General features: G+C 62.8%; 28 protein-coding genes. 13 read left to right on the top strand and 15 right to left on the bottom strand.

What is annotated here, in order from left to right; translation table 11 throughout:
* Positions 1-23: 23 nt before the first annotated feature.
* Genes ACH488_RS02065 through ACH488_RS02055 form a run of 3 tightly spaced genes read left to right on the top strand, consistent with a single transcriptional unit; the run spans position 24 to position 3,011 of the window.
* Positions 24-1,160 (top strand): type III polyketide synthase, encoded by a 1,137-nt coding sequence (locus ACH488_RS02065; protein ID WP_397321901.1) that lies wholly within the window; start codon positions 24-26, stop codon positions 1,158-1,160.
* The gene (locus ACH488_RS02060) at positions 1,157-1,885 is read left to right on the top strand and encodes a class I SAM-dependent methyltransferase (RefSeq protein WP_397321899.1); all 729 of its coding nucleotides are present in this window, start codon (positions 1,157-1,159) and stop codon (positions 1,883-1,885) included. Before ACH488_RS02065 ends, ACH488_RS02060 begins: the two co-directional genes overlap by 4 nt.
* Positions 1,875-3,011: an FAD-dependent oxidoreductase gene (locus tag ACH488_RS02055; protein WP_397321897.1), complete on the top strand. Its 1,137-nt coding sequence runs from the start codon at positions 1,875-1,877 to the stop codon at positions 3,009-3,011. The genes ACH488_RS02060 and ACH488_RS02055 overlap by 11 nt, the downstream gene beginning before the upstream one ends.
* 11 nt (positions 3,012-3,022) lie before the next feature.
* On the opposite strand, the gene ACH488_RS02050 is transcribed toward ACH488_RS02055, so the two are convergent.
* Positions 3,023-3,427, bottom strand: coding sequence for a nuclear transport factor 2 family protein (locus tag ACH488_RS02050; RefSeq protein ID WP_397321896.1), 405 nt, complete (start codon positions 3,425-3,427; stop codon positions 3,023-3,025).
* Positions 3,428-3,500: 73 nt separating this feature from the next.
* On the opposite strand from ACH488_RS02050, the gene ACH488_RS02045 reads away from it, so the two are divergent.
* The 6 genes from ACH488_RS02045 (at position 3,501) to ACH488_RS02020 (ending at position 7,091) form a co-directional block, all read left to right on the top strand.
* A complete protein-coding gene (locus ACH488_RS02045) occupies positions 3,501-4,175 on the top strand; it encodes a peptide deformylase (protein ID WP_397321895.1) in 675 nt (224 codons plus the stop codon).
* A gap of 113 nt (positions 4,176-4,288) precedes the next feature.
* On the top strand, positions 4,289-4,537 hold the full coding sequence (locus ACH488_RS02040; protein ID WP_397321893.1) for a hypothetical protein: 249 nt from the start codon (positions 4,289-4,291) through the stop codon (positions 4,535-4,537).
* Between the two features lie 22 nt (positions 4,538-4,559).
* Positions 4,560-4,706 carry a hypothetical protein gene (locus tag ACH488_RS02035; protein WP_397321891.1) on the top strand — a complete coding sequence of 49 codons (147 nt, stop codon included), beginning with the start codon at positions 4,560-4,562 and terminating at the stop codon, positions 4,704-4,706.
* A 12-nt stretch (positions 4,707-4,718) separates the two neighbouring features.
* Positions 4,719-5,186 carry a phosphotransferase gene (locus ACH488_RS02030; protein WP_397321890.1) on the top strand — a complete coding sequence of 156 codons (468 nt, stop codon included), beginning with the start codon at positions 4,719-4,721 and terminating at the stop codon, positions 5,184-5,186.
* A 464-nt stretch (positions 5,187-5,650) separates the two neighbouring features.
* Positions 5,651-6,028 (top strand): VOC family protein, encoded by a 378-nt coding sequence (locus tag ACH488_RS02025; RefSeq protein ID WP_397321889.1) that lies wholly within the window; start codon positions 5,651-5,653, stop codon positions 6,026-6,028.
* Between the two features lie 667 nt (positions 6,029-6,695).
* Positions 6,696-7,091 (top strand): VOC family protein, encoded by a 396-nt coding sequence (locus ACH488_RS02020; protein ID WP_397321888.1) that lies wholly within the window; start codon positions 6,696-6,698, stop codon positions 7,089-7,091.
* 197 nt (positions 7,092-7,288) lie between these two features.
* Here ACH488_RS02020 and ACH488_RS02015 read toward each other — a convergent pair whose 3' ends face one another.
* Positions 7,289-9,313 (bottom strand): S9 family peptidase, encoded by a 2,025-nt coding sequence (locus ACH488_RS02015; protein ID WP_397321887.1) that lies wholly within the window; start codon positions 9,311-9,313, stop codon positions 7,289-7,291.
* A 68-nt stretch (positions 9,314-9,381) separates the two neighbouring features.
* Here ACH488_RS02015 and ACH488_RS02010 point away from each other — a divergent pair, with 68 nt between their 5' ends.
* The 4 genes from ACH488_RS02010 (at position 9,382) to ACH488_RS01995 (ending at position 12,454) form a co-directional block, all read left to right on the top strand.
* Positions 9,382-10,236 carry a methyltransferase domain-containing protein gene (locus tag ACH488_RS02010; protein WP_397321885.1) on the top strand — a complete coding sequence of 285 codons (855 nt, stop codon included), beginning with the start codon at positions 9,382-9,384 and terminating at the stop codon, positions 10,234-10,236.
* 80 nt (positions 10,237-10,316) lie between these two features.
* Positions 10,317-10,778, top strand: coding sequence for an NfeD family protein (locus tag ACH488_RS02005; RefSeq protein ID WP_397321884.1), 462 nt, complete (start codon positions 10,317-10,319; stop codon positions 10,776-10,778).
* A 90-nt stretch (positions 10,779-10,868) separates the two neighbouring features.
* The gene (locus ACH488_RS02000) at positions 10,869-11,849 is read left to right on the top strand and encodes an SPFH domain-containing protein (RefSeq protein WP_397321882.1); all 981 of its coding nucleotides are present in this window, start codon (positions 10,869-10,871) and stop codon (positions 11,847-11,849) included.
* A 257-nt stretch (positions 11,850-12,106) separates the two neighbouring features.
* Entirely contained in the window at positions 12,107-12,454 is a 348-nt protein-coding gene (locus ACH488_RS01995; RefSeq protein WP_397321881.1) for an RNA polymerase-binding protein RbpA, read from the top strand.
* 82 nt (positions 12,455-12,536) lie between these two features.
* Here ACH488_RS01995 and ACH488_RS01990 read toward each other — a convergent pair whose 3' ends face one another.
* From ACH488_RS01990 to ACH488_RS01930, 13 genes are all read right to left on the bottom strand, one after another.
* Positions 12,537-13,280, bottom strand: coding sequence for a polyprenol monophosphomannose synthase (locus ACH488_RS01990; protein ID WP_397321880.1), 744 nt, complete (start codon positions 13,278-13,280; stop codon positions 12,537-12,539).
* 355 nt (positions 13,281-13,635) lie between these two features.
* Positions 13,636-15,276 carry an amidohydrolase gene (locus ACH488_RS01985; RefSeq protein WP_397321878.1) on the bottom strand — a complete coding sequence of 547 codons (1,641 nt, stop codon included), beginning with the start codon at positions 15,274-15,276 and terminating at the stop codon, positions 13,636-13,638.
* 45 nt (positions 15,277-15,321) lie between these two features.
* Positions 15,322-18,273: a DEAD/DEAH box helicase gene (locus ACH488_RS01980; RefSeq protein ID WP_397321876.1), complete on the bottom strand. Its 2,952-nt coding sequence runs from the start codon at positions 18,271-18,273 to the stop codon at positions 15,322-15,324.
* A gap of 24 nt (positions 18,274-18,297) precedes the next feature.
* Positions 18,298-19,134 carry a twin-arginine translocase subunit TatC gene (tatC, locus tag ACH488_RS01975; RefSeq protein WP_397321874.1) on the bottom strand — a complete coding sequence of 279 codons (837 nt, stop codon included), beginning with the start codon at positions 19,132-19,134 and terminating at the stop codon, positions 18,298-18,300.
* 6 nt (positions 19,135-19,140) lie between these two features.
* Positions 19,141-19,410 (bottom strand): Sec-independent protein translocase subunit TatA, encoded by a 270-nt coding sequence (tatA, locus tag ACH488_RS01970; protein WP_397321873.1) that lies wholly within the window; start codon positions 19,408-19,410, stop codon positions 19,141-19,143.
* A gap of 35 nt (positions 19,411-19,445) precedes the next feature.
* Complete coding sequence (locus ACH488_RS01965) at positions 19,446-19,796, bottom strand: hypothetical protein (RefSeq protein WP_397321872.1); 351 nt, start codon at positions 19,794-19,796, stop codon at positions 19,446-19,448.
* A 9-nt stretch (positions 19,797-19,805) separates the two neighbouring features.
* Entirely contained in the window at positions 19,806-21,812 is a 2,007-nt protein-coding gene (locus tag ACH488_RS01960; RefSeq protein WP_397321870.1) for a helix-turn-helix transcriptional regulator, read from the bottom strand.
* Positions 21,813-21,905: 93 nt separating this feature from the next.
* A complete protein-coding gene (locus tag ACH488_RS01955) occupies positions 21,906-22,301 on the bottom strand; it encodes an FKBP-type peptidyl-prolyl cis-trans isomerase (protein ID WP_397321868.1) in 396 nt (131 codons plus the stop codon).
* A gap of 67 nt (positions 22,302-22,368) precedes the next feature.
* Entirely contained in the window at positions 22,369-23,298 is a 930-nt protein-coding gene (locus tag ACH488_RS01950; protein ID WP_397321867.1) for an FKBP-type peptidyl-prolyl cis-trans isomerase, read from the bottom strand.
* A gap of 124 nt (positions 23,299-23,422) precedes the next feature.
* Positions 23,423-24,787: a Pup--protein ligase gene (gene pafA / locus ACH488_RS01945; protein ID WP_397321866.1), complete on the bottom strand. Its 1,365-nt coding sequence runs from the start codon at positions 24,785-24,787 to the stop codon at positions 23,423-23,425.
* A 1-nt stretch (position 24,788) separates the two neighbouring features.
* On the bottom strand, positions 24,789-25,496 hold the full coding sequence (prcA, locus tag ACH488_RS01940; RefSeq protein WP_397321864.1) for a proteasome subunit alpha: 708 nt from the start codon (positions 25,494-25,496) through the stop codon (positions 24,789-24,791).
* Position 25,497: 1 nt separating this feature from the next.
* Entirely contained in the window at positions 25,498-26,307 is an 810-nt protein-coding gene (gene prcB / locus ACH488_RS01935) for a proteasome subunit beta (RefSeq protein WP_397321863.1), read from the bottom strand.
* A 79-nt stretch (positions 26,308-26,386) separates the two neighbouring features.
* The gene (locus tag ACH488_RS01930) at positions 26,387-26,590 is read right to left on the bottom strand and encodes a ubiquitin-like protein Pup (protein ID WP_397321862.1); all 204 of its coding nucleotides are present in this window, start codon (positions 26,588-26,590) and stop codon (positions 26,387-26,389) included.
* Positions 26,591-26,662: the final 72 nt, after the last annotated feature.

Here is a 26,662-nt window from a genome sequence, read left to right as displayed (position 1 = left end):
TCCATACTCGCTAAGAATGAAGCATGCCGGTCTACATGAGGTCCCTCGAAACCGCAGTCCCGCCCACCATCCTTGTCCAATCGCAAGCGCGCGATGTTTTCGCAGCCCAGCCAGGCCTGTCCAGGCTTGGCTCACGGCTTGTGACCACCTGCTTCGACTCCGCCGCCATTGACACCCGCTACACGGCCGTGGCCGAATTGAGCCTGGACGCCCATCCCGAGAATCCGCAGTTCTTCGACCTCGAGACCAACCGGGTGCTGAGTCCCAGCACCAAGGCACGAAACGAAATTTTCGCCGTCGAAGCCACCAAGCTCTTCATCGAGGCCGGCAAGGCCGCCGTGGCAGGTGCCCCCGGGATCGGCCTGGATGACATCACGCACGTCATCACCGTCTCCTGCACTGGATTCTTCAACCCGGGACCGGACTACAAGGTGGTCAGGGCCCTGGGCCTCCAGCCTTCGGTCCAGCGCTACCATCTGGGGTTCATGGGGTGCTACGCCGCGTTCCCGGCGCTCAGGGCCGCCAAACAATTCTGTGTGGCGGATCCATCGGCCGTGGTCCTGGTCATCTGTGCCGAGTTATGCTCCCTGCACGTACGCACCTCCAACGATCCGGACACCATAATGGGTTCGGCCATCTTCGGCGACGGAGCCGCGGCAGCCGTCGTCACAGCCCGGGAACCCGAGGGGCCGGAGCCCGTCATCCGGCTGGACCACTTCGAGACCGTGCTGACCCCTGTGGGTGAAGAAGCCATGGCCTGGAACATCGGCGATGAAGGCTTCGAGATGGTCCTCGGTTCCTACGTGCCCCACATCATTGAAGACCACATCACAGGGGCCTTGGAACCGCTCCTGGCCAAGGAACCCGGCCTCAGCGACAAGCCCTACCGGGACATCACGCATTGGGCCATCCATCCGGGCGGACGCAGCATCCTGGACAGGGTGGAGTCCAAACTGGAGCTGATGGCAGATCAACTGGTCCCTGCCCGGGAGACGTTGCGGGAGTACGGGAACATGAGCAGCGCCACGGTGTTGTTTGTCCTCAAGTACATGCTGGACAGGCCTGCCCGTGAGCGTGAGGAACGGATCTGTTCCATGGCCTTCGGACCCGGATTGACCGTGGAGACCGGACTCCTGACGCTGGTCTCCCCCGGCCTGTGAGTCCGTGGGGGTCCCTCGCGCAGCGGGACCTGGATGCCGTGGAGGACATGGACCGCCCCGATTGCGACCTCCAGCGCCTCAACCGCAGCTATGCCCGCTTTCCCGTGGTGAACGCCCTGCTGTCCGGATGGCACAGGATGTACCGCGAACGGTTTGTACCACTTCTGCGCCTGCGGGATTCCGTCTCGGTGCTGGATATCGGCTGCGGAGGCGGTGACGTCGCCCGAAGCCTGGCCCGCTGGGCATTGCGCGACGGCTTCGACCTCCGAGTGACGGCGATCGACCCCGACGAGCGCGCCTTCGCTTTCGCTTCGAAGGCCCGGAGCGTGCCAGGAGTGGAGTACCGGCAGGCTCTCAGCTCCGACCTGGTGGCGGAGGGACGCACGTTCCACATTGTGCTGTCCAACCACATGCTGCACCATCTTGATGCTGCCGATCTGGCCGCTATCTTGGGCGACTCGGAGCAGTTGGCCACCTCGATGTCGCTGCACAACGACCTCCGGCGCAGCAACGCGGCCTATGCGCTCTTTGCGGCAGGTTTCTGGCCGCTTGGCGTGGGATCGTTCATTTGCGGTGACGGCTTGGTGTCCATCAGGCGCAGCTATACCCCGTCGGAACTGCGTGCGGAGGCCCCGGCCGGTTGGCGCGTGGAAGCAAACGGTCCCTGGCACAACCTGCTTGTCCGGGAAACCCGATTCGGAGACGACGGTCCGCGTGGGACCTGACGTTGTGATCGTCGGCGCCGGCCCTGTGGGTCTTTTCCTGGGAGTCCTCCTACTACAGCGCGGGAGGTCGGTACGCATCCTGGAACGCCGCACCGCGCGCAGCAACCGATCGCGTGCCATCGGTATCCACCCTCCTGCCCTGAAGGAACTCCAGCGCGCAGGACTCGCCACGGGGCTCGTGGCTGAAGGAATACGCATCCGGAAGGGCGTGGCGTACAGCAGGGGAAAAAGGGTCGCCGCCTTGCCCTTCTCCGGTGATCCGGATTTTCCGTTCATCCTTGCAGTTCCCCAGCCGGTGACGGAACGGCTGCTGGAGGAGGCCGTCGCAGCGTTGGACCCGCAGGCACTTGTCCGTGGCGCCAACGTCCACACGCTGGTTGACGACGGCGGCACTGTCAGCATCGGAGCGGACTCACCTTCGGGGGCACTCGGGTTCAGGACCAGGCTGGCTGTGGCCGCTGACGGCGCCCATTCCAGGTTCCGTGAGCGGTTCGAGCCCGGCAAGCATGCCAGGGACTATCCGGACTACTACCTCATGGGTGATTTCCAGGACACCACGGGCCACGGGGATGACGCCGTCCTCTACCTGGAGCCGGACGGGATCGTGGAATCCTTCCCATTGCCCGGTGGCGTGCGGCGATGGGTGGTGCGGCTCGGCACACCGGCAACGAGCCCGACGGCGGGTGGCCTGGCTGCGCTGGTGGGCGCCAGGACGGGCGTGCTGCCGGACCCGGCCACCAACACCATGCTGAGTGCCTTTGGCGTGCAGTCCCGGCTGGCTTCTTCCATGGTGCACGGGCGGATGGTCCTGGTGGGCGACGCAGCCCACGAGATCAGTCCGATCGGCGGGCAGGGGATGAACCTCGGATGGCTGGACGCCGCAGCCTTGGCACCCATCATCGATGCTTCACTCTCGGGTGTGGACGTGGGACGGCGTATCAGGCGTTTTGAAACCACCCGTGGCCGCGCCGCCTCCAAAGCATCACATCAAGCGGCGCTGAACATGGCCCTGGGCAGGCCCATGCCGGCTTCGGCGCTGGCCACCAGGAACAGCCTCTTTGCCGGTGCCCTCCGCCTGGACTGCGTCGCCGGGCTGGTGGAGCGGCGCTTTACGATGCGCTGGTAAGCCGTCCTCAGTCAGCTGCCGGTGTAGTAGCAGTCGTAGGTGTCCTGGCTGGCGATCAAACCGTCCCGCAGTTCAAAAACTGCGGTGCTCCGCGCGCGGATGGTTTCCCCGGCATCCCAGTGCGGGAGGTCCAGAAGCAGGACGGCGGACCAGTTCATTTCCAGCACCACCCGGTTTCCTTCGGTAGTGGTCCGGACAATCTCGAACCTCTGCCCGGAAACGATTGCCTTGCTGTCGTCGGCGCCGGCCAGGGTCTCTTCGCGGGTGCGGGTGGAGCCCGTCTTGGACAGGGCGTGAGGCCATTCGGTGAGTGTGAAGTCCTCGGCCAGGAACGGATCGATGTCGGCTCCTCCTCCGCCGGCTTCAACGGTCCTGACGAATCCAAGTACTACTTCCAGGGGGTCGCTGTCGCTCATCCGATGAGCCTAACCCACCTGCCCCGCCGCTCCATTGACGTGGTCATGCAGGCCGAACGGATAGGCTCACCTCATGACCCAGCATGCTCGGCCGCTGTACGGCCCATCCACGGACTTCACCGCTACCGACATCCGGGACACAGCGCGGATGCTGCTGGATATGGAGACCCTGCCCCCGATCGTCCAGGCCGGTCATCCAGTGCTCCGCCAGCACGCAGCACCATTCGACGGGCAAATCGACGGAGCAGAATTGCACGCCCTGATTGAGCGCATGCGTGAGGTCATGCATGCTGCACCCGGTGTGGGATTGGCGGCGCCGCAACTCGGTCTGCCCCTCCAGCTAGCCGTCCTGGAGGATCAATACCAGATTGACCCTGCCTCGGCGGCAGCCAGGAACCGCGAGCCGCTGGAGTTCCTGGCCGTGCTGAACCCGACTTACACGGCGGTTGGTCCTGAGAGCGCATCCTTCTACGAGGGCTGCCTGTCAGTCAGCGGCTACCAAGCCGTCGTCAGCAGGCCCGCTTCGGTACAGCTGGAGTGCCTCACCCCGGATGGTGTCCCGTTTGAAGGCGTGTACTCCGGGTGGCAGGCGCGGATCGTGCAGCACGAAACCGATCATCTGATGGGCACCCTTTACCTGGACCGGGCCGAACTGCGGTCATTGTCCAGCAACGCCGAACATGCCGCTCGATGGTCCGGTCCCGGGATCGACGATGCCCGGGCCGCCCTCGGCTTCCTCCGCAGCTAAATCATTCAGTCCTCGCCGTGCGCACCTGCGAAGGCCTGCTTGCAGATAATCGCAGCGACTCCAGCCAAACATCAGTGTCCTGGACGGCCAAACTGATTCGTTAGGGAAGGCGGATGAGCATCGAAACCCGGCACGACCCCTTGGGAGCCGTCAAAGGTATCGCCGCTGCCAGGGACGCGCACGGCGTCACCCTCGCAGACTCCGGCACGAAGTTCCTGTTCTACACCGCGATCCGCGATGGAATGCAAGAGGGATACCGCATTCCATCGTTGGCCCGAATTCAATACCGGAAACAACAGGGGTGTTACGGCCCCGGATCTTCAGTGCCAGGAAATGGCCCTTGCAGCGTGGTCGTCGGCTAATGGAATACCCAGCGCCCAGCCCTTGGATCTCGTCGAGCACAACGGTTTCCCCGTTCTGGTCCTGAATGTCATCGAGGACGACGGATCAAAACTCGACACGGCAGCATTGGGCTCTATCGTTGCCAGGATGCATCAGCTGCCGCTGCCCGAAGTGGACTTCGTCGCATAACATGGCATGCCCGTGAATCTGCGCATCGTACGGCGGTTGGAGCAGCGATATGCCGAGTTGGGAAAGAACGATCTGCTTCCGGTCCTGCCTGGAGCCGCACAGCTGCTACGCGATCTGGACGGGAACCCGAGCCGCGCGCGCCTTACCCATCTGGACCCCAGGCGTCAGAACGTCCGAGTCACGGGCGGCCAGCCGCCGTCCATTTTCGACTGGAGCAATGCCCTCGGCGCTGCACCTGAAATGGAGATCGCACGTATTGAGGAATACGCTGCCATCGATGAGAACGGACTGGACTACGAGGCTTTCCTGGAAGGCTATTCCCGTGCGGGAGGGACAGTCGTATCGGAAACACCCGCATGGCCGATCCTGCGTTTGGACAGGGCAGTGATGCTTGCTGTTGTCTTCAGCACCGTTGCTCCCAACGACCAGCTGAGAGAACTGTTCCTAACCCGTGTGAAGACCCTGGCCAAGCAACTCTGAGCAGGCCCGCCGAGCCCCTATTCCCCTTCATGCAAAAGACTCGCTCTGCAACGTCTGAGACTCGCATGGGCATCCCTGTCTCGTGCAACCGCTTCAGCATACGTACCCAGTGAATATCCCGGTCACCGTACCGCCGGCGCTCAGCCGAATCCCGCGGCACACCAGAGACCAGCAGGCGGTCGTTTCGTAGTAGCGCACTGTGTGCTCCGTAAGCTCTGTTAACTCCGCGGCAATGGAAATCGAATAGCTCAAGGCATTCCCCAATCAACAGTGACTCACCAATGCCAGCCTCGACCCAATTTGCAGAGCACGTGACATGAATATCACGGCCTCCCCCCGAGGATGAACCACGAACTATCTGGGGAACTCTCTTGAATCAGCGTCACGAACAAGGTTTCGCATCACATAAGTGTGTAACGAAAATATGGCTGAAGAAGCCTGACAGTCCATCATGGAGGTTGATCATGCGGTTCATTCAAGTTGCACAAAGTGCCGAGGACCTGGAACGGGCAGCGGCGTTCTATTCCTCGCTCCTCGGGAAGGAACCCCAAGCCGTCTTTGATCCGCCCGGCCTGTTGTTCTTCGATGTCAGTGGCGTCCGTCTCTTGCTGAAAAAGGGTGCGCCGTCGGCATTGGTCTACCTAGAGGTAGCAGACCTCCACTCGTCCGTTGAAGGGCTCCGGGCCAAGGGAGTGCGGATTGTCAAGGAACCGCACGTCATCTACGTCCACGAGGACGATCGGCTTGGCCCGACGGGGTCGGAGGAATGGATGGCATTCGTGGAGGACAGCGAGGGCAATACCGTGGGCCTGGTGAGTCACGTCCGGACGTCCGGCGACTAGGAGGCTGCTGGACAAATGTGGCTTTGGGGCGGGCGGAACACAACCAATGAGCCGTCCAGCGGCCCATCCAGGTCAGCACTCAAGGTGCGACAACCTGGTCGTTCCGCCCGCTTAGGATCATGTTGCACCCGGATCAGGGCGTCCGAACCACTAGCCCCACAGGTCCAGCCGACGCGCTTTAACACCACCGACCAATTCAGCAGCCTCCTAGGCCGAGGCAGGCCAGTGGCGCCGGTTGAACCAGGGCAACACAGCATGGGCTCACCGCTGAGCGGCATCTGCTCGACCTCCGCCAGCACATTCCTCCGTCACGCCGGCGACAAGGCGCCGTGGAACCTGCAGGGCGTCTGGTCAGCCACGCCCTACGGGTCGAAGCAACCAACGTGGGTGGTTATTCCGTACGCTTACGCCACGGGCCGCGGCAGAATCATCTTTGACACCGCGACCAACACCATCATCGCCGATCTCCCAAGAGGCACGGCTGTCCCATGGGAAAGAACCATCGTCTTGTTGAGCAGCAGGTGTGGTCGGTTTACCCCAATCGGCTGGCCACACCTGCACTTAGAGAAAATGTATAGCTGAGAAGTCAAGAGATTTCAGATCAAACCCTTGGAGTCACTTCAGTATATGTTTAATTCATTTCATTTATTCTACGGAGGTTCTTTTAATGAGTAAAGTCCAGTTCTCTGTGCAAGTGTTGCTAGTATCAAATCTAGAAGTTTCGAGAGCCTTTTATAAAGAAGTTTTAGGCTGTGAAGTAACTGATTTTTGGGCTGTGAGAGACGATTTTAGGCTGGGTTTCAAGTTGATAGAGGCTAATAGCTCTCTTGATGTCCAGCCAAACAAACCTGGCAAAGGACAGGACAAATCATGGGATACTTATGCTTATGTAGAAACGCATGAAGATATAGATATCTTGTATAAAGAATTAGAAGGTAAGGGAGCATCCATTACTCAAGAGCCTGAAGTGTATGATTTTGATTGGGGAGCATGGAAAGAGTTTTCCATAAAGGACCCGGATAATTATGTCATTGCTTTTGGATCAGGAAAAAAGAGTTTGTAAATTTTTCAATGAAGCCAGCTCATCGGTGTCCGGTACTGCGCCCGGCGCGTCGAAGCCAGCCCCGACGACGCAGTCTCCTACGGCTTGGTTTGGCTGTCCGATATCCGGCAGCACAGTCCAAGAGCGTGGCGGAAAGGCCAAGCTCGGTCCCGTCCCGGGATCGACGATGCCCGGGCCGCCCTAGGCTTCCTCCACAGCTAAACCATGCAGTCCTCGCCGCGGTTCAGCTCGCTGGGCAGGTGGTGCGCCCACCATGACAGAATGTGCTGGAACCGCGCCTTGCGGTGATGCGGAGTGCCCGAGCGCGACAGTTCGTGGTCCTCGCCCGGAAACAGCAACAGTGCCGTTTCCACCCCGCGGGACTTCAGTTCCGAGTAGTACCGCTGGCCCTGCTCGATGGGGCAACGGAGATCGTTCTCGCTATGGATGACCAGCGTAGGAGTCCTCACGCTGCCAACCACGGCCATGGGGCTCTGGGCTTGCAGTTGTTCCGGGGTTCCGCCCGTGTACTCGCCTCCGAAGAACCAGCCAATATCTGCCGATCCGTGGAAACTGACGGGGTCCAGGAAGCCGCGCTCCACAATGGCACCCTTAAAGCGATGATCGTGGCCGATGGTCCAGGCGGTCAGGTACCCGCCGTAGGAGCCTCCCATGATGCCCAACCGCTCTTTGTCCAAGGCCGGGTATTTCCGCAGCGCAGCGTCCAGGAAAGCCAGGACGTCCTGCATGTCCACGGTGCCCATCCGTTCCTTGATGGCCCGCCCATGGGTCTGGCTGTATCCGGCGGAACCACGCGGGTTGCACATCACCACCGCATATCCGGCCGCGGCATAGACCTGGGCTTCGTCGAAGAACGCGCCCGTGTACTGGGCGAACGGGCCGCCGTGGATAGTGAGGAGCACCGGGTGTGGTCCAGGACCGTCCGGCATGACCACCCAGCCGTGCACGGGGTGGCCGTCCTCCGCTGCCACTTCAAGGTCCCGCGGTTCGCTGACTTGGGAGTTGTTGCGGAGGTTTGCCGAGAAATCGGTCAGCAGCCGCAGTTCACCCCTGTCCAGGGAAGCAAGATCACCTACCGTGGAGGCGTCAGAGAAGCTGACTGCCATTTCGCCGTTAGCCGCCACTGTTGCTCCCAACACCACGCGGGCACCGTGTACCAGTGGGGTGATGCCGCCGTCCGCTGCGACCTCCAGCAGTTCAACAGTGCCCAAGGCCGTGTTCAAGACCAAGACACTATCCGGTCCACACGGCTGCAGGGGGCCTGAAACGTCAAGGTGCTCGGCATCGGTCAATGGCCGCGCCTCTCCCCCGCCCACGGGCATGACGAAGAGCACCGTGTTCCTGGCAACGAAGTCGATCCGCGATTCGCCCAAATCCTGGGCGGTGTAGAACAGCCACTCGCCGTTGGTCGACACCCGCACGGCATCGACCGTTTGCGGGCTGTGGTTGGAGGGATGAACTGCTTCTGGCTGGCCGCCTTGGACGTCCATCCGGTAGACAGAGGCGACCAGGTCGTCGTCGTGCGTTTCATGCAGCGCGGCCACAAAGTAAAGGTGGCGGCCGTCCGGAGCGAAGACCGGAGACTCATGGTCGGCGTCGCCAAAGGTGAGCTGCCGGGCTTGGGGAATGTCCGTGAAGGCGGCCTGGCTTTGTTCGTGGGCCGCCCGTCCGCGTGGACGGAACGCCGGCTCGCTGCCGAGTTCAGGTACGTCCACCAGGAACAACTGCTGGCGCTGGTCAGCGGTATAGCCCAAACCGTTCATCCGGTACTGCTTGGAGGAGATGAGGCGCGGGTCCTCGCGCCCGGCCGTGACGTCCTCCACCGTGCCATAGCGGCCGGGTTCGGGGACGCGCGACGTAAAGACGATCCGGTGCGAGTCCGGTGCCCACTCAAACCCTCCCACGCCCGCATGCTGCCCGGTAATCCGCTGCGGCTCGCCACCCGCGGACTCCACTACGAACAGCTGCGGCTTGCCGTCCTGGTCGCTTCGCAGGAAAGCCAGTACCAACCCGTCAGGCGAGAAGGCGGGAGCGGTATCCCTGAAGCCGCGCGTAATACGTCGGGAGTGCTTGGCAGGGTCCAACGGCACGCTCCAGAGCTGGCCGACATAGGAGTCGGTGTCAAAGTCCGGCCTGGTGACCGCGACGACGGCCCTGGTCCCGTCAGGGTGGATAGCGGGAGCGGAGACAGTATTCAGCAGTGGCAGTTGCTCGGGTTTCACGTGGGTGAGCCTAACCGCACACCCCGGATGCCGGTGCCTGACACTCCGTCGGCCGTAGGATTGAAGCCATGCTGTCCGACGCCATCGCCGCCCTTCGCTGTCCCGTGTGCCAAGGACCCTGCCACCTTGGCGAAGGCCCGAACCGCGCAATCCTGTGCGGCGCCGGCCACGTGTTCGATGCCGCGAAGCAGGGCTACTTCAACCTCTTGACGGGGAAGGGCACAGTCTTCGAGGCGGACACCGCAGACATGGTGGCCGCCCGCCAGCGCTTCCTCGACGGCGGCCATTACGCCGAACTGGCCGGCACCATCGCCTCCCTGGCAGCCGAGGCCATGCAGGGGCCGGATCCTGCTGTCCTTGACGCCGGGACGGGGACGGGCCATTACCTGCACGCCGTCCTGCACAAGACGCCGGCAAAAGCAGTGGGGCTGGATATCTCCAAATTCGCCCTCCGCAGGGCTGCCCACCTGAATCCCCAGGCCGCCAACCTGGTCTGGGACATCTGGCGTCCCCTGCCCCTCGCAGACCATTCCATGGACGTGGTCCTGGTGGTGTTCGCCCCGCGGAATCCACCGGAGTTCGCCCGCGTGCTGCGTCCGGGCGGCACCCTGTTGGTGGTCACCCCACGCCCGGGACACCTGGCCGAAGCGGCGGAGCGCACCGGCATGCTGTCCATACAGGAAGGCAAGGAGGCGAAGCTGGCAGAGACCCTCTCGGAACACTTCCTGCCAGGGCGCACCATCAACCTCGACGTCCCGCTCACGCTGGACCCGGGACAGTTGGCGGACCTCGCCTTCATGGGCCCTGCGGGCCACCATCTCGATTCGCACAAGACGCCGGGAACGGCCGACGGCACGGAATCCTTGCACACCACGGCGAAGTTCCAGATCGGTATCTTCAGGAGCCGTGAAACACGGCCCTGACGTGGGACTCCGCTCCGGGCTAGGATGGAAGGACAGCGACTGTGATCCCGTCCTCGGGGTCCGGGACCAAGGGGGAACAGATGTTTGAATGGCTCGGCGAAAACTGGTGGGCTCTCTGGCTCACGGTCTTCCTCGCCTTCGCAGTGGTGGAGATGCTCACGCTCGATCTCTTCTTCATCATGCTCGGTGGCGGCGCCCTCGCCGGTCTCGTGGCGGACTTCGCGGGGGCCGACTTCTGGCTCCAGATCGTGATCTTCAGCGTGGTTTCGCTCCTGATGATTGCCTTCGTGCGGCCCGTGGCCCTCAAGCACCTCCGCAAGGGACCCGCTGAACAGCGCACCAACGTGGACCGCCTGATTGGACAATCCGCCCTCGTCATCGAAGCCGTGAGCGGGACAAGCGGCCTGGTCAAGATCGGGGGCGACGTCTGGACGGCACGCAGCACGTCCGGGGTCATTGACCCGGGCGCAACGGTCCAGGTCACCAGGATTGACGGCGCGACGGCGGTTGTCGCCTCGACTGCCGAAAGCAGCCCGCTCTAGGGCACACCGAAAGTTTCTGCTGACGGGCGCGGGTTTGCCCCGCACCGTTGAGCCGCATCAAACCACTCAATTGGGGAATGAAGGAGATGTATGGACGGCTTGGGAGGAACAGCGGCAGCCATAGTGCTGGTTGTTCTAGTCATATTTGTCATCATTGTGTTGGTCCGCTCGATCAGGATTATTCCGCAGGCACGTGCCGGCGTCGTTGAACGCCTGGGCAAGTACCAGCGCACACTCAACCCGGGACTCACCATCCTGATCCCGTTCGTGGACCGGCTCCTGCCATTGCTGGATCTCCGCGAACAAGTAGTTTCGTTTCCGCCGCAGCCAGTCATCACCGAGGACAACCTGGTGGTGTCCATCGATACCGTCGTCTACTTCCAGGTCACTGACCCCCGGGCTGCCACGTACGAGATCGCAAACTACATCCAGGCTGTAGAGCAGTTGACCACCACCACGCTCCGTAACGTAGTGGGCGGGCTCAACCTCGAAGAGGCGCTGACTTCGCGCGATCAGATCAACGGCCAGTTGCGTGGCGTGCTGGACGAGGCCACCGGCCGCTGGGGCATCCGCGTGTCCCGCGTCGAGCTCAAGGCAATCGACCCACCCCACTCCATCCAGGACTCCATGGAGAAGCAGATGCGGGCCGAGCGTGACCGGCGTGCAGCCATCCTCACGGCCGAGGGCACCAAGCAGTCGCAGATCCTCACGGCCGAGGGCCAGCGGCAGGCGGCGATCCTTGCGGCCGAAGGTGACGCCAAGGCAGCCATCCTGCGTGCTGACGGTGAAGCCCAGGCCATCCAAAAGGTCTTCGACGCAATCCACAAGGGGAATCCGGACCAGAAGCTTCTGGCTTACCAGTACCTGCAGACTCTCCCCAAGCTTGCGGAGGGTACCTCAAACAAGCTGTGGATCATTCCCAGCGAGGTAGGCGAAGCCCTGAAAGGCATCGGCGGTGCCCTTGGCGGGACCAACGGGGACTCCCCCGTCCAGGGTCTTTTCGGCGGCAGGGACGATGCCAAGGCAACGTCCGCGGTGCCGGCAGCCGAGCCTGCGAGGCCCGCGGAGTAGCACCAGGCGAATCGCGTCAGGAGCGGTCAGCCGGGAGGCTGGCCGCTCCTGGGGTTTAAGGGTTTTTGAGTGCCCGGCCCGTTTCCGCGTATAATGGGATATTTGTCCGGCTGGTTCAGCGTGGATGGAACATAAGAGCTTGGCCAGGCGTTGCAAATAGTGATGCAAGGTGTGCAGAAGTAGTCCGTGAGCGGCGAGACAACGGCTTACGGCTAGCGCAGGGTTTCCAGCCCTGCGAACAGACAGAGGGAGTAATCATGAGCGATCGCAGCCTGCGGGGCATGCGTCTTGGCGCCCAGAGCATGGAAACCGAATCCGGTGTTGAGCCGGCACCGCGCCAGCGGGTCGAGTACCGTTGCGAGGATGGCGAGCAGGTCTTCGTGACCTTTGCCGCCGAAGCCGAGATTCCCCCTGTTTGGGTTTCCAAGACCGGCAAGGAGGCGCTGCTGGTTGACGGCGAGCGTCCGGTCGACGCCAATGAAAAAGCTGTACGTACCCACTGGGACATGCTTCTTGAGCGCCGCACGCTTCCGGAACTGGAGCAAATCCTGGAGGATCGCTTGAACATCCTCCGTGAGCGCCGTGGAGAGCGCCGCTCAGCATAACGGAGCCTGCAAGAGCTAAGGCCGGGCCCGGATCCCCCAGGGGAACCGGGCCCGGCCTTTCTTGTGGCCTGCTGGCTTCGGATTACTTGGCCGCGGCCGGCTGCTTGCCTGTCAGTTTCGCCCACCGTGCGGCGAGTCCCCACTTGGTGACGTTGATCATGGCTTCCACCACGATGTTCCCGCTCATCTTGGATGCTCCGAGTTCCCGTTCCACGAACGTGATGGGACGCTCTTCGATGCGCAGTCCGAGTTTGGCGACGCGCCAGGCGAGGTCTACCTGGAAGCCGTAGCCCACCGAGGCTACTTCATCCAGCTTGAGGGCCTCCAGGGTGCTCCGGCGGAAGGCGCGGTATCCACCGGTGACGTCCTTGATTTTGACGCCCAGCATGATCCGGGAATATGTGCTGCCAATACGGGAGATCGCCTGCCGGTACAGCGGCCAGTTGACGACGCTGCCGCCGGGAACCCAACGGGATCCCATTGCGAGGTCGGCGCCGTCCTTGATGGCGTCCAGAAGGAGGGGCAGTTGCTCCGGCTGGTGCGAGCCGTCTGCGTCCATTTCTACCAGGACGTCATAGCCCGCGGCGAGGCCCCATTTGAACCCGGCGATGTACGCGGCACCCAGGCCTTCCTTGCCTTTGCGGTGCAGGACGTGAACCTGGTTGTCCTCCGCGGCGATCCCGTCGGCGAGCTGTCCCGTACCGTCCGGGCTGTTGTCATCGACCACGAGGACGTCCGATTCGGGAACGGCAGTCCGAAGCCGGCCCAGTGTCTTGGGGAGCGATTCCAGCTCGTTGTAGGTGGGGATGATCGTCAGGACACGCAAGAAGAGGCCTTTCCTTGATGGAGCGGTCAGTGTGCCGGACCAGCATGGACGCTGGCGTTCTGGCGCAACTCTCCATTATAGGGTGAGGCGGCCACTGAAATTTTGCGCATGTGTCAGTGCCCACATTCCCGAGCGACGCGGCCGATGCTGTGGACAGGTCCAGCGGTCACAGTCCAGTCGGTGCCCGGCGGGTATCCTGCCGGACGGACTGTTTTCCAAGACCGCATGGACCTGCCCACACGCGTAACGCTTATGCTACCCGGCGAGGTATCGCCGTCAACCGGCCGATGACCTGCACCGACGGGTGTTGCCCCAGTTCAGCGGGGACGGTACTTCCGGGAAATTCTTGCGGGAATCAGCCGCGCAGGGCCTCGTGCGCGAACAGCTCCTGGCCTTCGCGGACCGTTTGCAAACAAACGGGGTCGCTGCCGGTATCCAGGGCCGGAAGCAGTGGCGTGCGCGCACGTGGATCGGTGCTCCACGACTGGACCCGGCTGTCTGCCACCTGCACCATAAGCTCCTCGACCTCCCAGACGGCGAAGCTCGCGGGTGCGCCCGGAACCAGTTGGCCCATGAGCGGATTGCGGTGCTTGGTGGCCCGCCACCCCGCACGGGTGTGGCCCAGGAAGGCAGCACGCGCCGAGATACGCTGCTCAGGGTTGCTGTGTTCCAGGCAGGCCCGGATGCTTGACCATGGTCGAAGCGGAGTCACAGGGCTGTCACTTCCAAAGGCAATGGGAACGCCGCTGGCATAGAACGACGCGAAGGGATTCATGCCACGGCTGCGGTCACCAAGCCGCTGCTCATAGAGCCCTCCCGGACTCCCCCACGCAGCGTCGAAACCGGGCTGCACACTGACAGTGATGGAGTACTTGGCGAGCCGGTCCACTGATTCCTGATCGGCCAGTTCGACGTGCTCAAAACGGTGCCCAGCAGCACGGATACGCTGCTCTCCGACTTCCGCTGCGGCCGCATCGAGTGCGTCCAGCGCGGAAGTCAGTCCGGCGTCGCCTATGACGTGGAACCCGGCTTGGATGCCCAGCATGGAACATGCCGCCAGGTGGCTCGCGGCCTCCTCAACGGACAGGTAGAGATTGCCACGGTTTCCGGGAGCGTCGGCGTAATCGGAAGCCAGTGCTGCTGTCCGGGAGCCGATGGACCCGTCGATGTTGAGGTCACCGGCGAGCCCCAGCACCGGGGTTCCCAGGCTTTCCAGGATCTGCCGGGCATGCTCCTCCGAGGAGGCCAGCTCACCCCAGTAGGGCAGGATCAGCGGGCTGCCGCCTTCTTCGTTCCAGGAGTTGGCCATCCGCAGATCGTCCGCCCGGCAAATATGGGGAGCGGACATTTCTGCCAGTGCCACATATCCGTTGCTGGCCGCTTCGCGGAGGGCTGCTTCCTGGAAGCCCCGTCGCGTGGAATCGTCGAAGTTCCTGGCCGCGCTCCTTGCCGCCGTGTGTGCCGCCCGGACAACATGGGCCGTTCCGGTAAAGCCATCAAGCCCGCCAAGGCCCGCGTCCTCGATCAGGGCGGAAGAAACGAGGGAGGAATGAACGTCTATCCGCGACAGGTAGACGGTCCGGCCCCGGGCTGCCCGATCAAGCTCTTCCACGGTGGGCAGTGTGGGATCGTTCCAGGTAGTTTCGTCCCACCCGTGGCCCAGGATGGCCGCCGTGCCGGGCACTGCGGCAACGGCGTCGAGGACATCGCGGGCCGAACGTGCGCTACCCAACTGCAGGCCGGACAGGGCCAAGCCCGTTTCGGTCAGGTGGACATGCGAGTCCACGAAGCCCGGGGCGAGAAGGGCACCTCGGAGATCGATGATCTCCATGGTGCCGTCCGCGATGGATGTGGCAGCCTGCTCGGAACCGACCCATGCCACAGTGTCACCGTCCACCACCATGGCCGTGGCAAAGGGATCCGCCGCAGTGTAGATGGATCCGTTGCGGTATATGGTGACCTTGGCTTTGCCGGCAGGCGCGCCTGGCTGGTTCATTCGCTGAACTCCTTGGGAAAGACGGTAATGAAAACGGAAAAGACGTCAGGCGACCGTGGAGTACGCCACGACGCCACGGCGGACCAGGTCGATGGACTCCCGGCAGATGCGGGCCAGCCGTGGGTCCAGCTGGGGAATTTTCGCCAACTGGTCCAACAGGTCCACCACCTGCTTGGCCCAGCGGACAAAGTCGCCGGCCGCGAGGTCCGTCCCATTCAGTACATCCTGGAGGTGCCTGCCCTTGGCCCACTTGTACATGGGCCACATGAGGCCCAGTTCGGGTTCCGCCGTCAGAGGGAGCCGGTTCTGTTCCTCGGTGTCCTCCAGGCGCGACCATTCACGGACCACGATGTCCACAGCGGTCTCAAGGGAGATGGAAGGCATCTTCGGCCGCAGGCCCCTATCTTCGCGCTTGGCCTGGTACACCAAAGTAGAAGCAAAACACGCCATCTCCGCAGCGTCGAGGTCGTTGATTGCACCTTCCCTGATGGCCTGTGAAATGAGCAGGTCCTTCTCGCCATAGATCCTGCGAAGACGCTGGCCGTCGGCACTGATGGTGACCTTTCCGGCGTCGTTCGCTTCCAGGTAGCCGTAGGAGGACAGGACATCGCACACCCGGTCGAAGGTCTTGGCAATGGTGTTGGTCCTGCCTTGGATCTGGCGGACCAGTCCGTCAGTCTCCTTCCGCAGCTTCCACCAGCGCTCGGACCAGCGGGCGTGATCCTCACGTTCGCTGCAGCCGTGGCAAGGATGCGCCCGAAGGGTCCGGCGAAGTTCGGCGATCCGTTTCTCCTGCTCCTGCGTCCGGGAACCCAGGCCGAAGTCCTCGTGCCTGCTGTTTCGCCGCTTGGGGGCATCGTCGCTGACAGCATGGCGCATGGACGCTGCGAGATCGCGTCGGGCCTTCGGCAGCTTGGCATTGAAAGACTTGGGAATCCGGATCCGGGTCACCGGGGACACGGGCGCATCCACGTCATGGACGCCGATGCGCCGCAGTTGGTTGTCCGAGGTCAGGATGGAGGGCCGCGGTTCACGCGCGTTGGGGTCGGCGTCAAGTACGACGGCGAACCCCGCCAGCCTGCCGCTCGAAACGCTGATGACGTCCCCGGGTATGAGACGGGTCAGGGAATCGGACACCCTGGACCGGCGGGCCCGCTGGTTGTCCCGGGCCGCGAACTGTTCAGCATCGCCGAGCTCGCGCCGCAACCGGGAGTATTCGCCGAAGTCACCGAGATGGCATTCCATGGACTTGGCGTAGCCGGCCAGCGATTCTTCCCTGCCGCGGACTTGCCTGGCGAGGCCAACTACGGAGCGGTCGGCCTGGAACTGCGCAAAAGAGGATTCGAGGATTTCCCGGGCCCTGGTACGCCCAAACTGGGCAATCAGGTTGATGCTCATGTTGTAGGTGGGCCTGAAACTCGAATTCAGGGGGTAGGTGCGGCGCGAAGCGAGGCCCGCCACGGCTGCCGGATCGGTGCCGGGTTGCCACAGGACTACTGCGTGTCCCTCGACATCAATGCCGCGGCGCCCGGCCCGCCCCGTCAACTGGGTGTACTCCCCTGCCGTGATGTTGACGTGGGCTTCCCCGTTGAACTTTTCAAGCTTTTCCAGGACGACGCACCGTGCCGGCATGTTCACGCCCAGCGCAAGGGTTTCGGTAGCGAAAACAGCCTTCACCAAACCGTCCGCGAAGAGCTTCTCCACCACCTCCTTGAAGGTGGGGAGCATCCCGGCATGGTGGGCCGCAAAGCCCCGCACAAGGCCGTCGCGCCAGCCCCAGAAACCCAGGACGTCAAGGTCGTCGGCCGGAATCTCCCGGCTGGCCTCGTCCACGCGTTGGGCAATGATCTGCTGCTCACGTTCGGTGGTCAGCCACAATCCGGAGGCGGCACACTGCGCGACCGCCGCGTCACAGCCGGCCCTGGAGAAAATGAAGGTGATGGCCGGCAGCAGGCCTTGCCGGTTCAGGCTGTCGATGACCTGGGGCCTGCTGGCCTTCCGGACAGGGCTGCGCTGTTCTGTGTTGCGGTCCTCCCGTTGCCTGTCCTGGCGACGCCGGCTGCGTCCGCCATGGCCAAAGCGGCCGCTGAAGTTCATACGGCTTTCCGAACGTGCCATGGCCAGGAGCTCGGGGTTTACCTCGAACTCCTGCCCGGACAGGGCCTGCCGGACGTTGTTTCCTGCTTGCTTGGCCGGCTTGGCGAAACTTGCCGCCCGTTCCTCAGCCGCGTCTACGGACTCATCCAGGTCCGGAACCTCAGAATCGGGAATGGGCGGGGCGATCTCGTCAAAGGACGTGTCGCCCGCGAAGAGGTCCACGATTTCCCGGCCCACCATGACATGCTGCCAGAGCGGAACGGGCCGGTGCTCGGACACAATGACGTCCGTATCTCCACGGACGGTGTCCAACCAGGCACCAAACTCCTCGGCATTGGACACTGTGGCGCTCAGAGATGCCACCTGGACTTCGCTGGGCAGATGGATGATGACTTCTTCCCACACGGCTCCACGGAACCGGTCGGCGAGGTAGTGCACCTCGTCCATCACCACAAAGCCAAGGTCACCCAGGGTTTCCGAATCGGCGTACAGCATGTTCCGGAGCACCTCGGTGGTCATGACCACCACCGGCGCCTCTCCATTGATGGTGGTGTCACCGGTCAGCAGGCCAACGTTGGCCGCCCCGTACTTGGCTGCAAGTTCGGAAAACTTCTGGTTGCTCAGCGCCTTGATGGGAGTGGTGTAGAAAGCCTTCAAACCCCGTTGCAGCGCAAGATAGATGGCGAACTCGCCAACGATTGTCTTACCCGCGCCGGTGGGTGCCGCCACGAGGACGCCCCGGCCCTCTTGCAGGGACCGGCACGCCTCACGTTGGAAGTCGTCCAGGTCGAAATCGAGGGAACGTGCGAAAGCGCCAAGATACGTCTTGGCCTCGGCTGTCCGGTTGGCTGCCGCCTGGTAGCGGTCTGATGGTGACGGAGACCCGGAGATGGAGGACATGCATCAAGCCTAGTGGCCTAAGGTCTACAGATTCTCCAGATCCGATGCCGAGGTGGCTATGTCCGCAGTGGCTTCCGTCTCAGCAGCCCGCTTGACGGCACGGCGTTCGCGCCGCCGGTCGTTCCACAAGCAGATCCCGATTGCGGCAAAGAACAGCAGGAGCATAGGTGCAGCCAGGTAGAACATGCTCATGGCGTCCGCGCCGGGAGCCGCCATGGCCGCAAACAAGCACACCAGGAAGATGGTAATGCGCCAGCTCTTGATCAGTTGCTTGCCCTTGACGATCCCCGCAAGGTTGAGTCCCACGAGCACCACGGGGACCAGGAAGGCGATACCGAACGCCAGGAGGAGCCGCAGGACGAAGGAAAGGTAGATCTCGGCACTGATGAAGTTGGACGCACCGCTTGGCGTGAAATCAGTGAGGACCCTTACTGCGTTCGGCAGGACGAGCCACGCCAGAAGCACGCCGCCAATAAACAGCGGTACGGCGGCGGCCACGAAGGACAACGCCAGGTTGCGTTCCTTCTTGTGAAGGCCGGGAACAATGAAAGCCCACAGCTGGTAGATCCAGACGGGGCTGGAAATGAGCACGCCAAGGAACACCGAAACTTGGACCATGAGGTCGAAGGAACTGGCCACCCCATCGAAATTCAGGGTTGCGGCGCGGCCTTCCTTCTCGTTGAGGTCCTTGATCGGCTTGATCAAGGCCTCAAGGAGCGGCTGGTAGACGATGAAGCCCGCCACCGTGCCCACAATGACGCCAATCGCCGCCTTGAAGAGCCTGTTCTTCAGCTCTTTGAGGTGGTCGAGCAACGCCATCCGGGCTTCGGGATTGGCTTTGCGTCCTTTCGTTTCTACCACTCTTCTTTAGACGCGGTTTGAGGGCGGAACGTCTGTCTCGCCGTTGTTCTTTGCCTTAACGTCCGGGTGGTCGACAACCCGGCCTTCGACGGCGTCCGAAGCGTCCTTGGAATCCTTGGACTCCGAAGATCCGTCCTTCTTCATCTCCCGGACCTCAGACTTGAAAATACGCATCGACTGACCAATGCTGCGCGCCATGGACGGCAATTTTGGTGCGGCAAACAGCACCAGGGCCAGAACGATGATGATGATGAGATGCCAGCCTTCAAGCCTCATGTGGGAGGTCCTTTCCTTTTGGATACATCCTACGTCTATCTGAATTCTATGTCGTGCAGGGATTGGGGTTGGCCCCGCTCGGCTTTGCGCTGGACGCGCCGTTGGCGACGAACTTCCTGGCGGAAGGCTTTGGCCGTCAGGTAATCATGACGCATCTGCTCGGGCGAGGCAAAAACGGCAGAACCGGGCACCGGGCTCTCTGACTTCCCGTCCACATCGGAGGTTTCCGTTGTTGGCGAAATGTTGCTGAAACGTTTACCCGCCTCGCCCAATTCGCGCACGGTAGCCATGAACTTCCGGAACAAACGGAAGCCCAGGGTGACATGCAAAAGCAGCGACAGGGCTATGAGCGCGATCCACAACAGGATCCAAAACCACCAAGGCATCTGAGTAGTCTAGCCAGCCGGGCTGGAAGTCGTGGCGCCGTATTGCGCCAAGGCGGATTCGAGCCAGGCCCGCGCGGCGTCCCTGAGCGGCCCCGGATCCAGGATCCGGGCTGTTCCACCGTGCTGGGCTATGAACATGGGCAGCCACTCCGCGCTGCCGAAGCGCACTTCGGCAAGCAGACCGCCGTCGGGCAGTTGGGCCGTGCGCTCCGCGTAGTAATCGTCGGCAAGTCCGGCACCCTGGCGGGTCAACTGCAACACCACCAATGCGTCGTCGTCACTGGGAGTGAAAAGACGTGCGGGCACATCAGCATCCGGAACCGCCTTCCGCGACACCGGCCGCCCGTTGGGCTCCAGCGACTCCACCCGGTCCAGCCGGAAGTTGCGGAGTCCGGATTTGCTGTGGCAGTACGCCTCGAAATACCACGTGCTGTCCATGGAGAAGAGACGCAGTGGATCCACGTCCCGTTCACTGACTTCGTCCCGCTGCAAGGACAGGTACCGCAGGCGGAGTTGCTGGCCGTCCCGCAACGCTTTGTTCACCGTGGCGAAGGCCTCCGACTGCTCGGGCTCCACAGAGGCTCCGGCCACTGCTCCCGCCAGTCTTCCTGCCTCGCCCGCGGCACCTGCCAACTTGAGCGTGACCGATTCAAGGGCGCTGCCCGCATGGTCTTCCTCAACACCGGCCAAGGCCGGCAGGTCTCCAAGCATGGCCAATCCCGTCAACAGCGCCGCCGCTTCTTCCTCGCTGAAGCGCACGGGACGGTTCAGGTCCAGGTGTTCGGTAATGTACACGTGGTCGTTTTCCCACTGGATGTCCAGCAGGTCGTCCGGATAGCCTTCCGGTAGCCCCGAACAGATCAGGATCTTAAGGTCGTCGATGAGGGCCTTGCGGGTGATCCCAAAATGGTCGGCGACCTCCTGGATATGCAGCCCCTGGTGGTGGACCAGGAACGGCACCAACTGGAGCATCCGGGTGAGCTGGTCCTCCGAGGTCCGTTTCCGCGCCCGGACCACCGGGGCCGTTGCGGGAAACTCAACGGCAACAGGCGGGGCGGCATCAAAGGCGGCCGCTCCCTGAAGGCGGCGTACGACGGCGGCACGCAACTCGGCGGGCTCCCGCACCAGCACGTGCGGCCCGTAAGAGGCCAGCTCCTCTGCCAACTTCTCCGGATCCCGGAAGGCTATCCGGAGTGTGTCGCGCCCGTTGGCGCCGGGCGTGGCCGAGCCGCGCTTCCGAAGGTCCAGCAACCGACCCGCGTCAGCGTCGAGGTGCGCTTCCTGGAGTGGGAGTTCAGTGAGGGAATCCAGCTCGGCCCGTGCGTCGAAACCAGCGGGAGGGTGGAACCGGCTGCTGGCGATGACAGTGACTGCGGTGGTCATCCTGGACAAACGGAAGAACCGCTTGGCGTTCCTTCCGCGGTCCAGCCCCACCAGGTACCACTGGCCAAAACGGCTGCCGAGGCCCCACGGTTCAACCTCGCGGGTTTCTTCCTTGCCGGTGCTCCCGGCGAGGTAGCCGAAGCGGATTGCCTGTCGTCCATGCATGGCCGCCACGACGTCATCGAATGCCTGGCCCGCGGGCTTGACGCGGGGCTGGACTCCGGAGGGGAGCTCCGTGTCCGCGAATCCTCCGGCGGCCTGCAGCTTGCGCACGGCGTTCACCGCGGCGTTTCCGAGGGCCGCACGTTCCCAGAGCTGCGAGGCCAGGAGAAGGACAGTTCCTTCAGCCGGCGTGAGGCTGACCTCGGGAAGCCTGTTCGAATCCTTCCCGATCCTGTATCGCGTTGAGGCGGGGTCATCCTCACCAAACCCGGTGTCCATCAGCGTCTCGATGTCGAAGCCAAACTGCTTCAAGTCCACCTTGTCACGTTCGAACATGCGCCCAAAAGCCGCGTCATTCTCAGCGGAGCCACGGTAGACCGTCTCGCGCAGGACTGCGCGGCTCAGCCCTACTTTGGTGTTCAGGAGGGCCAGGAGCAGGTTCAGGAGGCGTTCAGTGCGGGATGCGGACACGCTTGCTACGTTACTAAACACCCGACGAAAAACAGCAAGGCGCGTCACCTGCTGGCTGAACCGGAGGTGACGCGCCTTGGTGTTCTGCTTCGCCTAGCGGACGGCTACGAGGTCCACGACGAAGATCAGGGCCTCGTTGGGCTTGATGGCTCCGCCTGCACCGCGCGAGCCGTAGGCAAGCTCGGAGGGAATCTCGAGGCGGCGACGGCCGCCAACCTTCATGCCCAGCAATCCCTGGTCCCAGCCCTGGATAACCTGGCCTACGCCGACGCGGAAGTCCAGCGGTGCACCGCGGCCCCAGGAAGCGTCGAATTCTTCACCGGTGGACCAGGCTACGCCGACGTAGTGCGTGGAAACGGTGTCCCCGGCCTTGGCCTCGGCGCCGGTGCCTTCGATGATGTCGGTGATGCGCAGTTCCGTGGGGACCTCGCCCTCAGGGAAGTCGATCTCCGGCTTGGTGCGGTCGTAATCGCGCTGTCCAAATGACATGGTTGCTCCTTGAAGTAGTCGGGTGTCAGGTTCCAGCCTAAGCCAGTGCCTGGCGTGGTGGCTCCTGTTACTTGACGCCGAGGATATCCACGACGAAGACGAGGTCGCCCTTGGCCTTGCCGGATCCTTCCGCGCCGTACGCGAGGTCCTGCGGGATGACCAGGAGTACGCGGGAACCAACGGTCTTGCCGGTCAGGCCCTGGGTCCAGCCCTTGATCACGCCGGAGAGAGGGAAACTAGTGGACTCGCCGCGGTCAAAGCTGGAATCGAACTTCTCACCGCCAACGAGGTTGACGCCCACGTAGTTCACGGTCAGCGTGTCCGTGGCCTTGACGGCCGCGCCGGTGCCCTTGATCAGGTCCTGGGCGATGAGCTCCTTGGGAGCCGCGACGCCGTCCACGGAGATCTCGGGGATGCCCTTGTCGTTTTCCTTGACGGTGGGCAGGCCTGCCGGAGGAGTAACGGTTTCGCCTTCCGGCTTGTCGAGGGCCTTCGGGGTGTCCTTGGCGGAGAGCAGCTTGAAGACAACCAGCTGGGTGGTGGTGGACTCGCCGGTAGAGGCGTTTCCGGGAGCCGCGAAAGCAACATGGGAACCGATCTTTGCACCGACAATGGCGTTATAGATGGCCGCGTTGCCGGCCTTCAAGTCGTCGTTGAGTTCAATCGGCTGGGGCCCTTGGGCGTAGGTGTCCTCCAGGGTCTTGCCGTCAGTACCGTCCACGGCAATGTACGCCAGCTCAGCCGTCTGGCCTGCCTTGATGGTTTCTCCGCCGCCTTCGTCCACCACCTTGACGGTGGGCTCGGTGACGGCCAGGGGCTTGGTGAAGTCGAGGCCGGGGGCTTTGTCGTCACCATTGTCGGTCACCTTCAGCGAAGAGAGCTTTGAGACGTCGCCGGTGGACTGGCTGGTGGGCTCGGCAGCAGGGGTGCTTCCTCCTCCCCCACACGCCGTCATGAGCAGAAGGGCAGGAATCAGTATTGCTAGGAGTCGTCGCACAAAAGACACTTTCGTCGGGACAGAGGACATTCGGAATCGCAGGCAATCGCGGGGGCGCGCCGCGTCCGATCAGGTGCCTCTTTGGAAAGAGACCAACATCCAGAGTAACCGGCGAAGCTGGGAGTCAGCTCATAGAGTCCAGCAGGGCGTCCACCCTTTCGTCCACGCTGCGGAAGGGATCCTTGCACAGGATGGTTTGGTGGGCACGGTCATTGAGCTTCAAATGGACCCAGTCAACCGTATAGTCGCGCCCAAGTTCCTGGGCCCTGCGGACAAAATCCCCACGCAGTTTGGCGCGCGTGGTCTGTGGTGGAGCGTCCACTGCGTCCTTCACCTCGGTCTCTGTGACCAGGCGGCGGGCAGCACCACGTGACTGGAGGAGGAAGAACAATCCGCGTTGCCGGGAGATGTCGTGGTACGTCAGGTCCAACTGGGCGATCCGGGGCGAATCGAGGCTGAGATCGTGGCGGCGCATGTAACCGTCCATGAGCTTCTTCTTGATGGCCCAGTCAACTTCGGTGTCGATCGAACTGGTGTCACCGCTTTCGATGGCATCCAGCGTGCGGGTCCAGAGGTCGAGGATCAGGGGAACGTGGGGGTTGTGCGCACCATTTGCCGCAACGAACTCCGTCACTTTGCCCAGGTACTCACGTTGGATGTCCAGCGCGGAAAGTTGCCTGCCGTTGGCCAAACGGACCAAAGCCCGGCCGGTCAGGTCATGCGATATTTCACGGATGCTCCGGATCGGGTTCTCCATGCGCATGTCCCGCATGATGACTCCAGCCTCGATCATGCGAAGGATCAGGTCCACGGTGCCCACCTTGAGCAGTGCCGTGGTCTCTGACATGTTCGAGTCCCCGACGATCACGTGCAGGCGGCGGTAGAACTCGGCGTCGGCATGGGGTTCGTCGCGCGTGTTGATGATGGGACGCGAACGGGTGGTCGCGGAGGAAACGCCTTCCCAGATATGGTCGGCCCTTTGGGAGAACGCAAAGGTGGCGCCGTGCGGTGTCTTGAGGACCTTGCCGGCACCGGCGATCAACTGCCTGGTCACCAGGAAAGGAATCAGGATTTCCGCGAGCCTGGAGAACTCTCCCCTGCGTGGAATGAGGTAGTTCTCGTGGCTGCCGTAGGAATTGCCGGCGGAATCGGTGTTGTTCTTGAACAGGTACACCGTTCCGTTGAAACCCTCGGCGGCGAGCCGGGCCTGTGCCTCATCGACGAGGTCGTCGAGGATCAGCTCTCCCGCCCTGTCGTGGGCGATGAGCTGGGCGAGGTCGTCACATTCTGCAGTGGCGTACTCCGGGTGCGAACCAACGTCCAGGTAGAGCCGGGATCCGTTGGTCAGGAAGACATTGGACGACCTGCCCCAGCTGACCACTTTACGGAACAGGTAGCGGGCCACTTCTTCAGGAGCCAGGGGACGCGAATCCGGGCTCGAATACGAGATTCCGAATTCTGTTTCTATACCGAAAATGCGTTTGTCCATCTCAGGCCTCCTCAGTGATCAGTTGGGCCGTATCCTCAGGGAGAAGGCGGCGGAAAGATCTCCGCGTTCCCCTGCTGCTCTCCGAGGCCCTGTGCAGGACAGCGGCCTCCACGGCGGTAGCAGGAAGACTTTCAACGTCCTTGTCCGCAGCCAGCGCCCGCAGCGCCAATCTCATGGCGCCGGCGAAGTCCAGTTCAGGATCCCAGGAACCCCGCACCACATCCGAGATTTGCTCGGCCACGCCACCCATCACCACGAAGCCATTTTCGTCCGCGATGGAACCGTCGAACGTCAGCCTGTACAGGTGGTCTTTGTCCTGGCGCAGGCCGACCTCGGCCACGGCGAGTTCAACCTCGAAGGGCTTCTGTTCAGCGGTGAACACGGCGCCCAGGCTTTGGGCATAGACACTGGCGAGCCCACGGGCAGTCACGTCTTCACGGTCGTAGGAGTAGCCCCGGACATCGGCATACCGCACACCTGCCTGCCGGAGGCTCTCGAACTCGTTGTACTTGCCCACCGCCGCGAAGGCGATCTTGTCGTAGATTTCACCGATCTTGTGGAGGGACGGTGAGGGGTTCTCGGCCACCAGCGCGATGCCTTCAGAGCAGGAGATCACGATGACCGACCGGCCCCTTGCGATGCCTTTCCGGGCAAAATCCGCCCGGTCCTTCATCAGCTGTTCAGGCGAAACGTAGAATTGCTGCGTCATTTCAGGCCTCCCGTCCGGCGATGGCCCGCGATTCCACGATGGCCGAGGAAATCACAGCCAGGTCCCTTTCCGGAACCCGGCGGTGGCCTGCCCGGTTCACGGCATAGATCACGGGATACAGCTGGCGGACCGGATCCGGGCCGCCCGTTGCGGAATCGTCGTCCGCGGCGTCGTACAGGGCTTCAACGGCCACGGCAACGGCCGCTTCCTCGGAGAGGTTGGGCTTCCAAAGTTTCTTCAAAGCCCCACGGGCGAAGACAGAGCCAGAGCCAACAGAGTGGTGCTCATACTCCTCGTAGCGCCCGCCCGTCAGGTCATAGGAGAACAGCCGTCCGGTAGAGGACACGTGGTCGAAGCCGGCGAAGAGCGGTATGACGGCCATGCCTTGCATTGCCATGGGCAGGTTGCCGCGGATCATGGCGCCCAGGCGGTTTGCCTTCCCCACGAGGCTGAGGAGGGTGCCCTCGATTTTCTCGTAGTGTTCCAGTTCCACCTGGAAGAGGCGGGTGATGTCGATGGCGAGGCCTGCAGTGCCTGCAATTCCCAGAACGGAGTAATCGTCAGCCGGGAAGACTTTCTCGATATGGCGGCTGGCGATGACATTGCCCATGGTCGCGCGCCGGTCGCCGGCCATGAGGACTCCCCCGGCGTACGTCATGGCCACGATGGTTGTGGCATGCGGCGCGGCGGGAACGGCGCCCGCCGGAAGGGATTGATTGAAGGGAAGAAGTTCGGGACGCGAGCGTTGGAGATGCTCCGTGAATGAAGACGTTGCCTGGGTGGCCAGGGGGCCGATTGATGGGTCCTGCATTGCTGCACTCCTTCGACTCGCGTTCCAATGCCCGGCGGCCTCTCGCCGAACGGGCCCTACATCCTGTGTCCGGGACGGGTTACTGGCCGCCCTTTTGGACAAATGCCCTGACGAACTCTTCGGCGTTCGATTCGAGCACGCCGTCAATCTCGTCGAGGAGGTCGTCCACGCCCTGGGTAGCGTCCGAAGCCTGGGCTTCGGGGGCCGCAGGCGGGGCCTCGGGGACGTCTACCTCGGCCTCGGTGTCCCGCGACTGCGGTTGCTGTTGCTCCTGAGCTGCCATTTTCTTTCTCCCTACTGTCAGTCCCCCAAATGGGGACTTCCTACTGCCATACTGCCACGCTGCGGGCTGCCG

It is taken from the genome of Paenarthrobacter sp. NPDC018779 (assembly GCF_044391085.1).
GTDB lineage: Bacteria > Actinomycetota > Actinomycetes > Actinomycetales > Micrococcaceae > Arthrobacter.
Note: the sequence above shows the minus strand (reverse complement) of the source record. Positions and strands in the feature narration are given on the sequence as shown.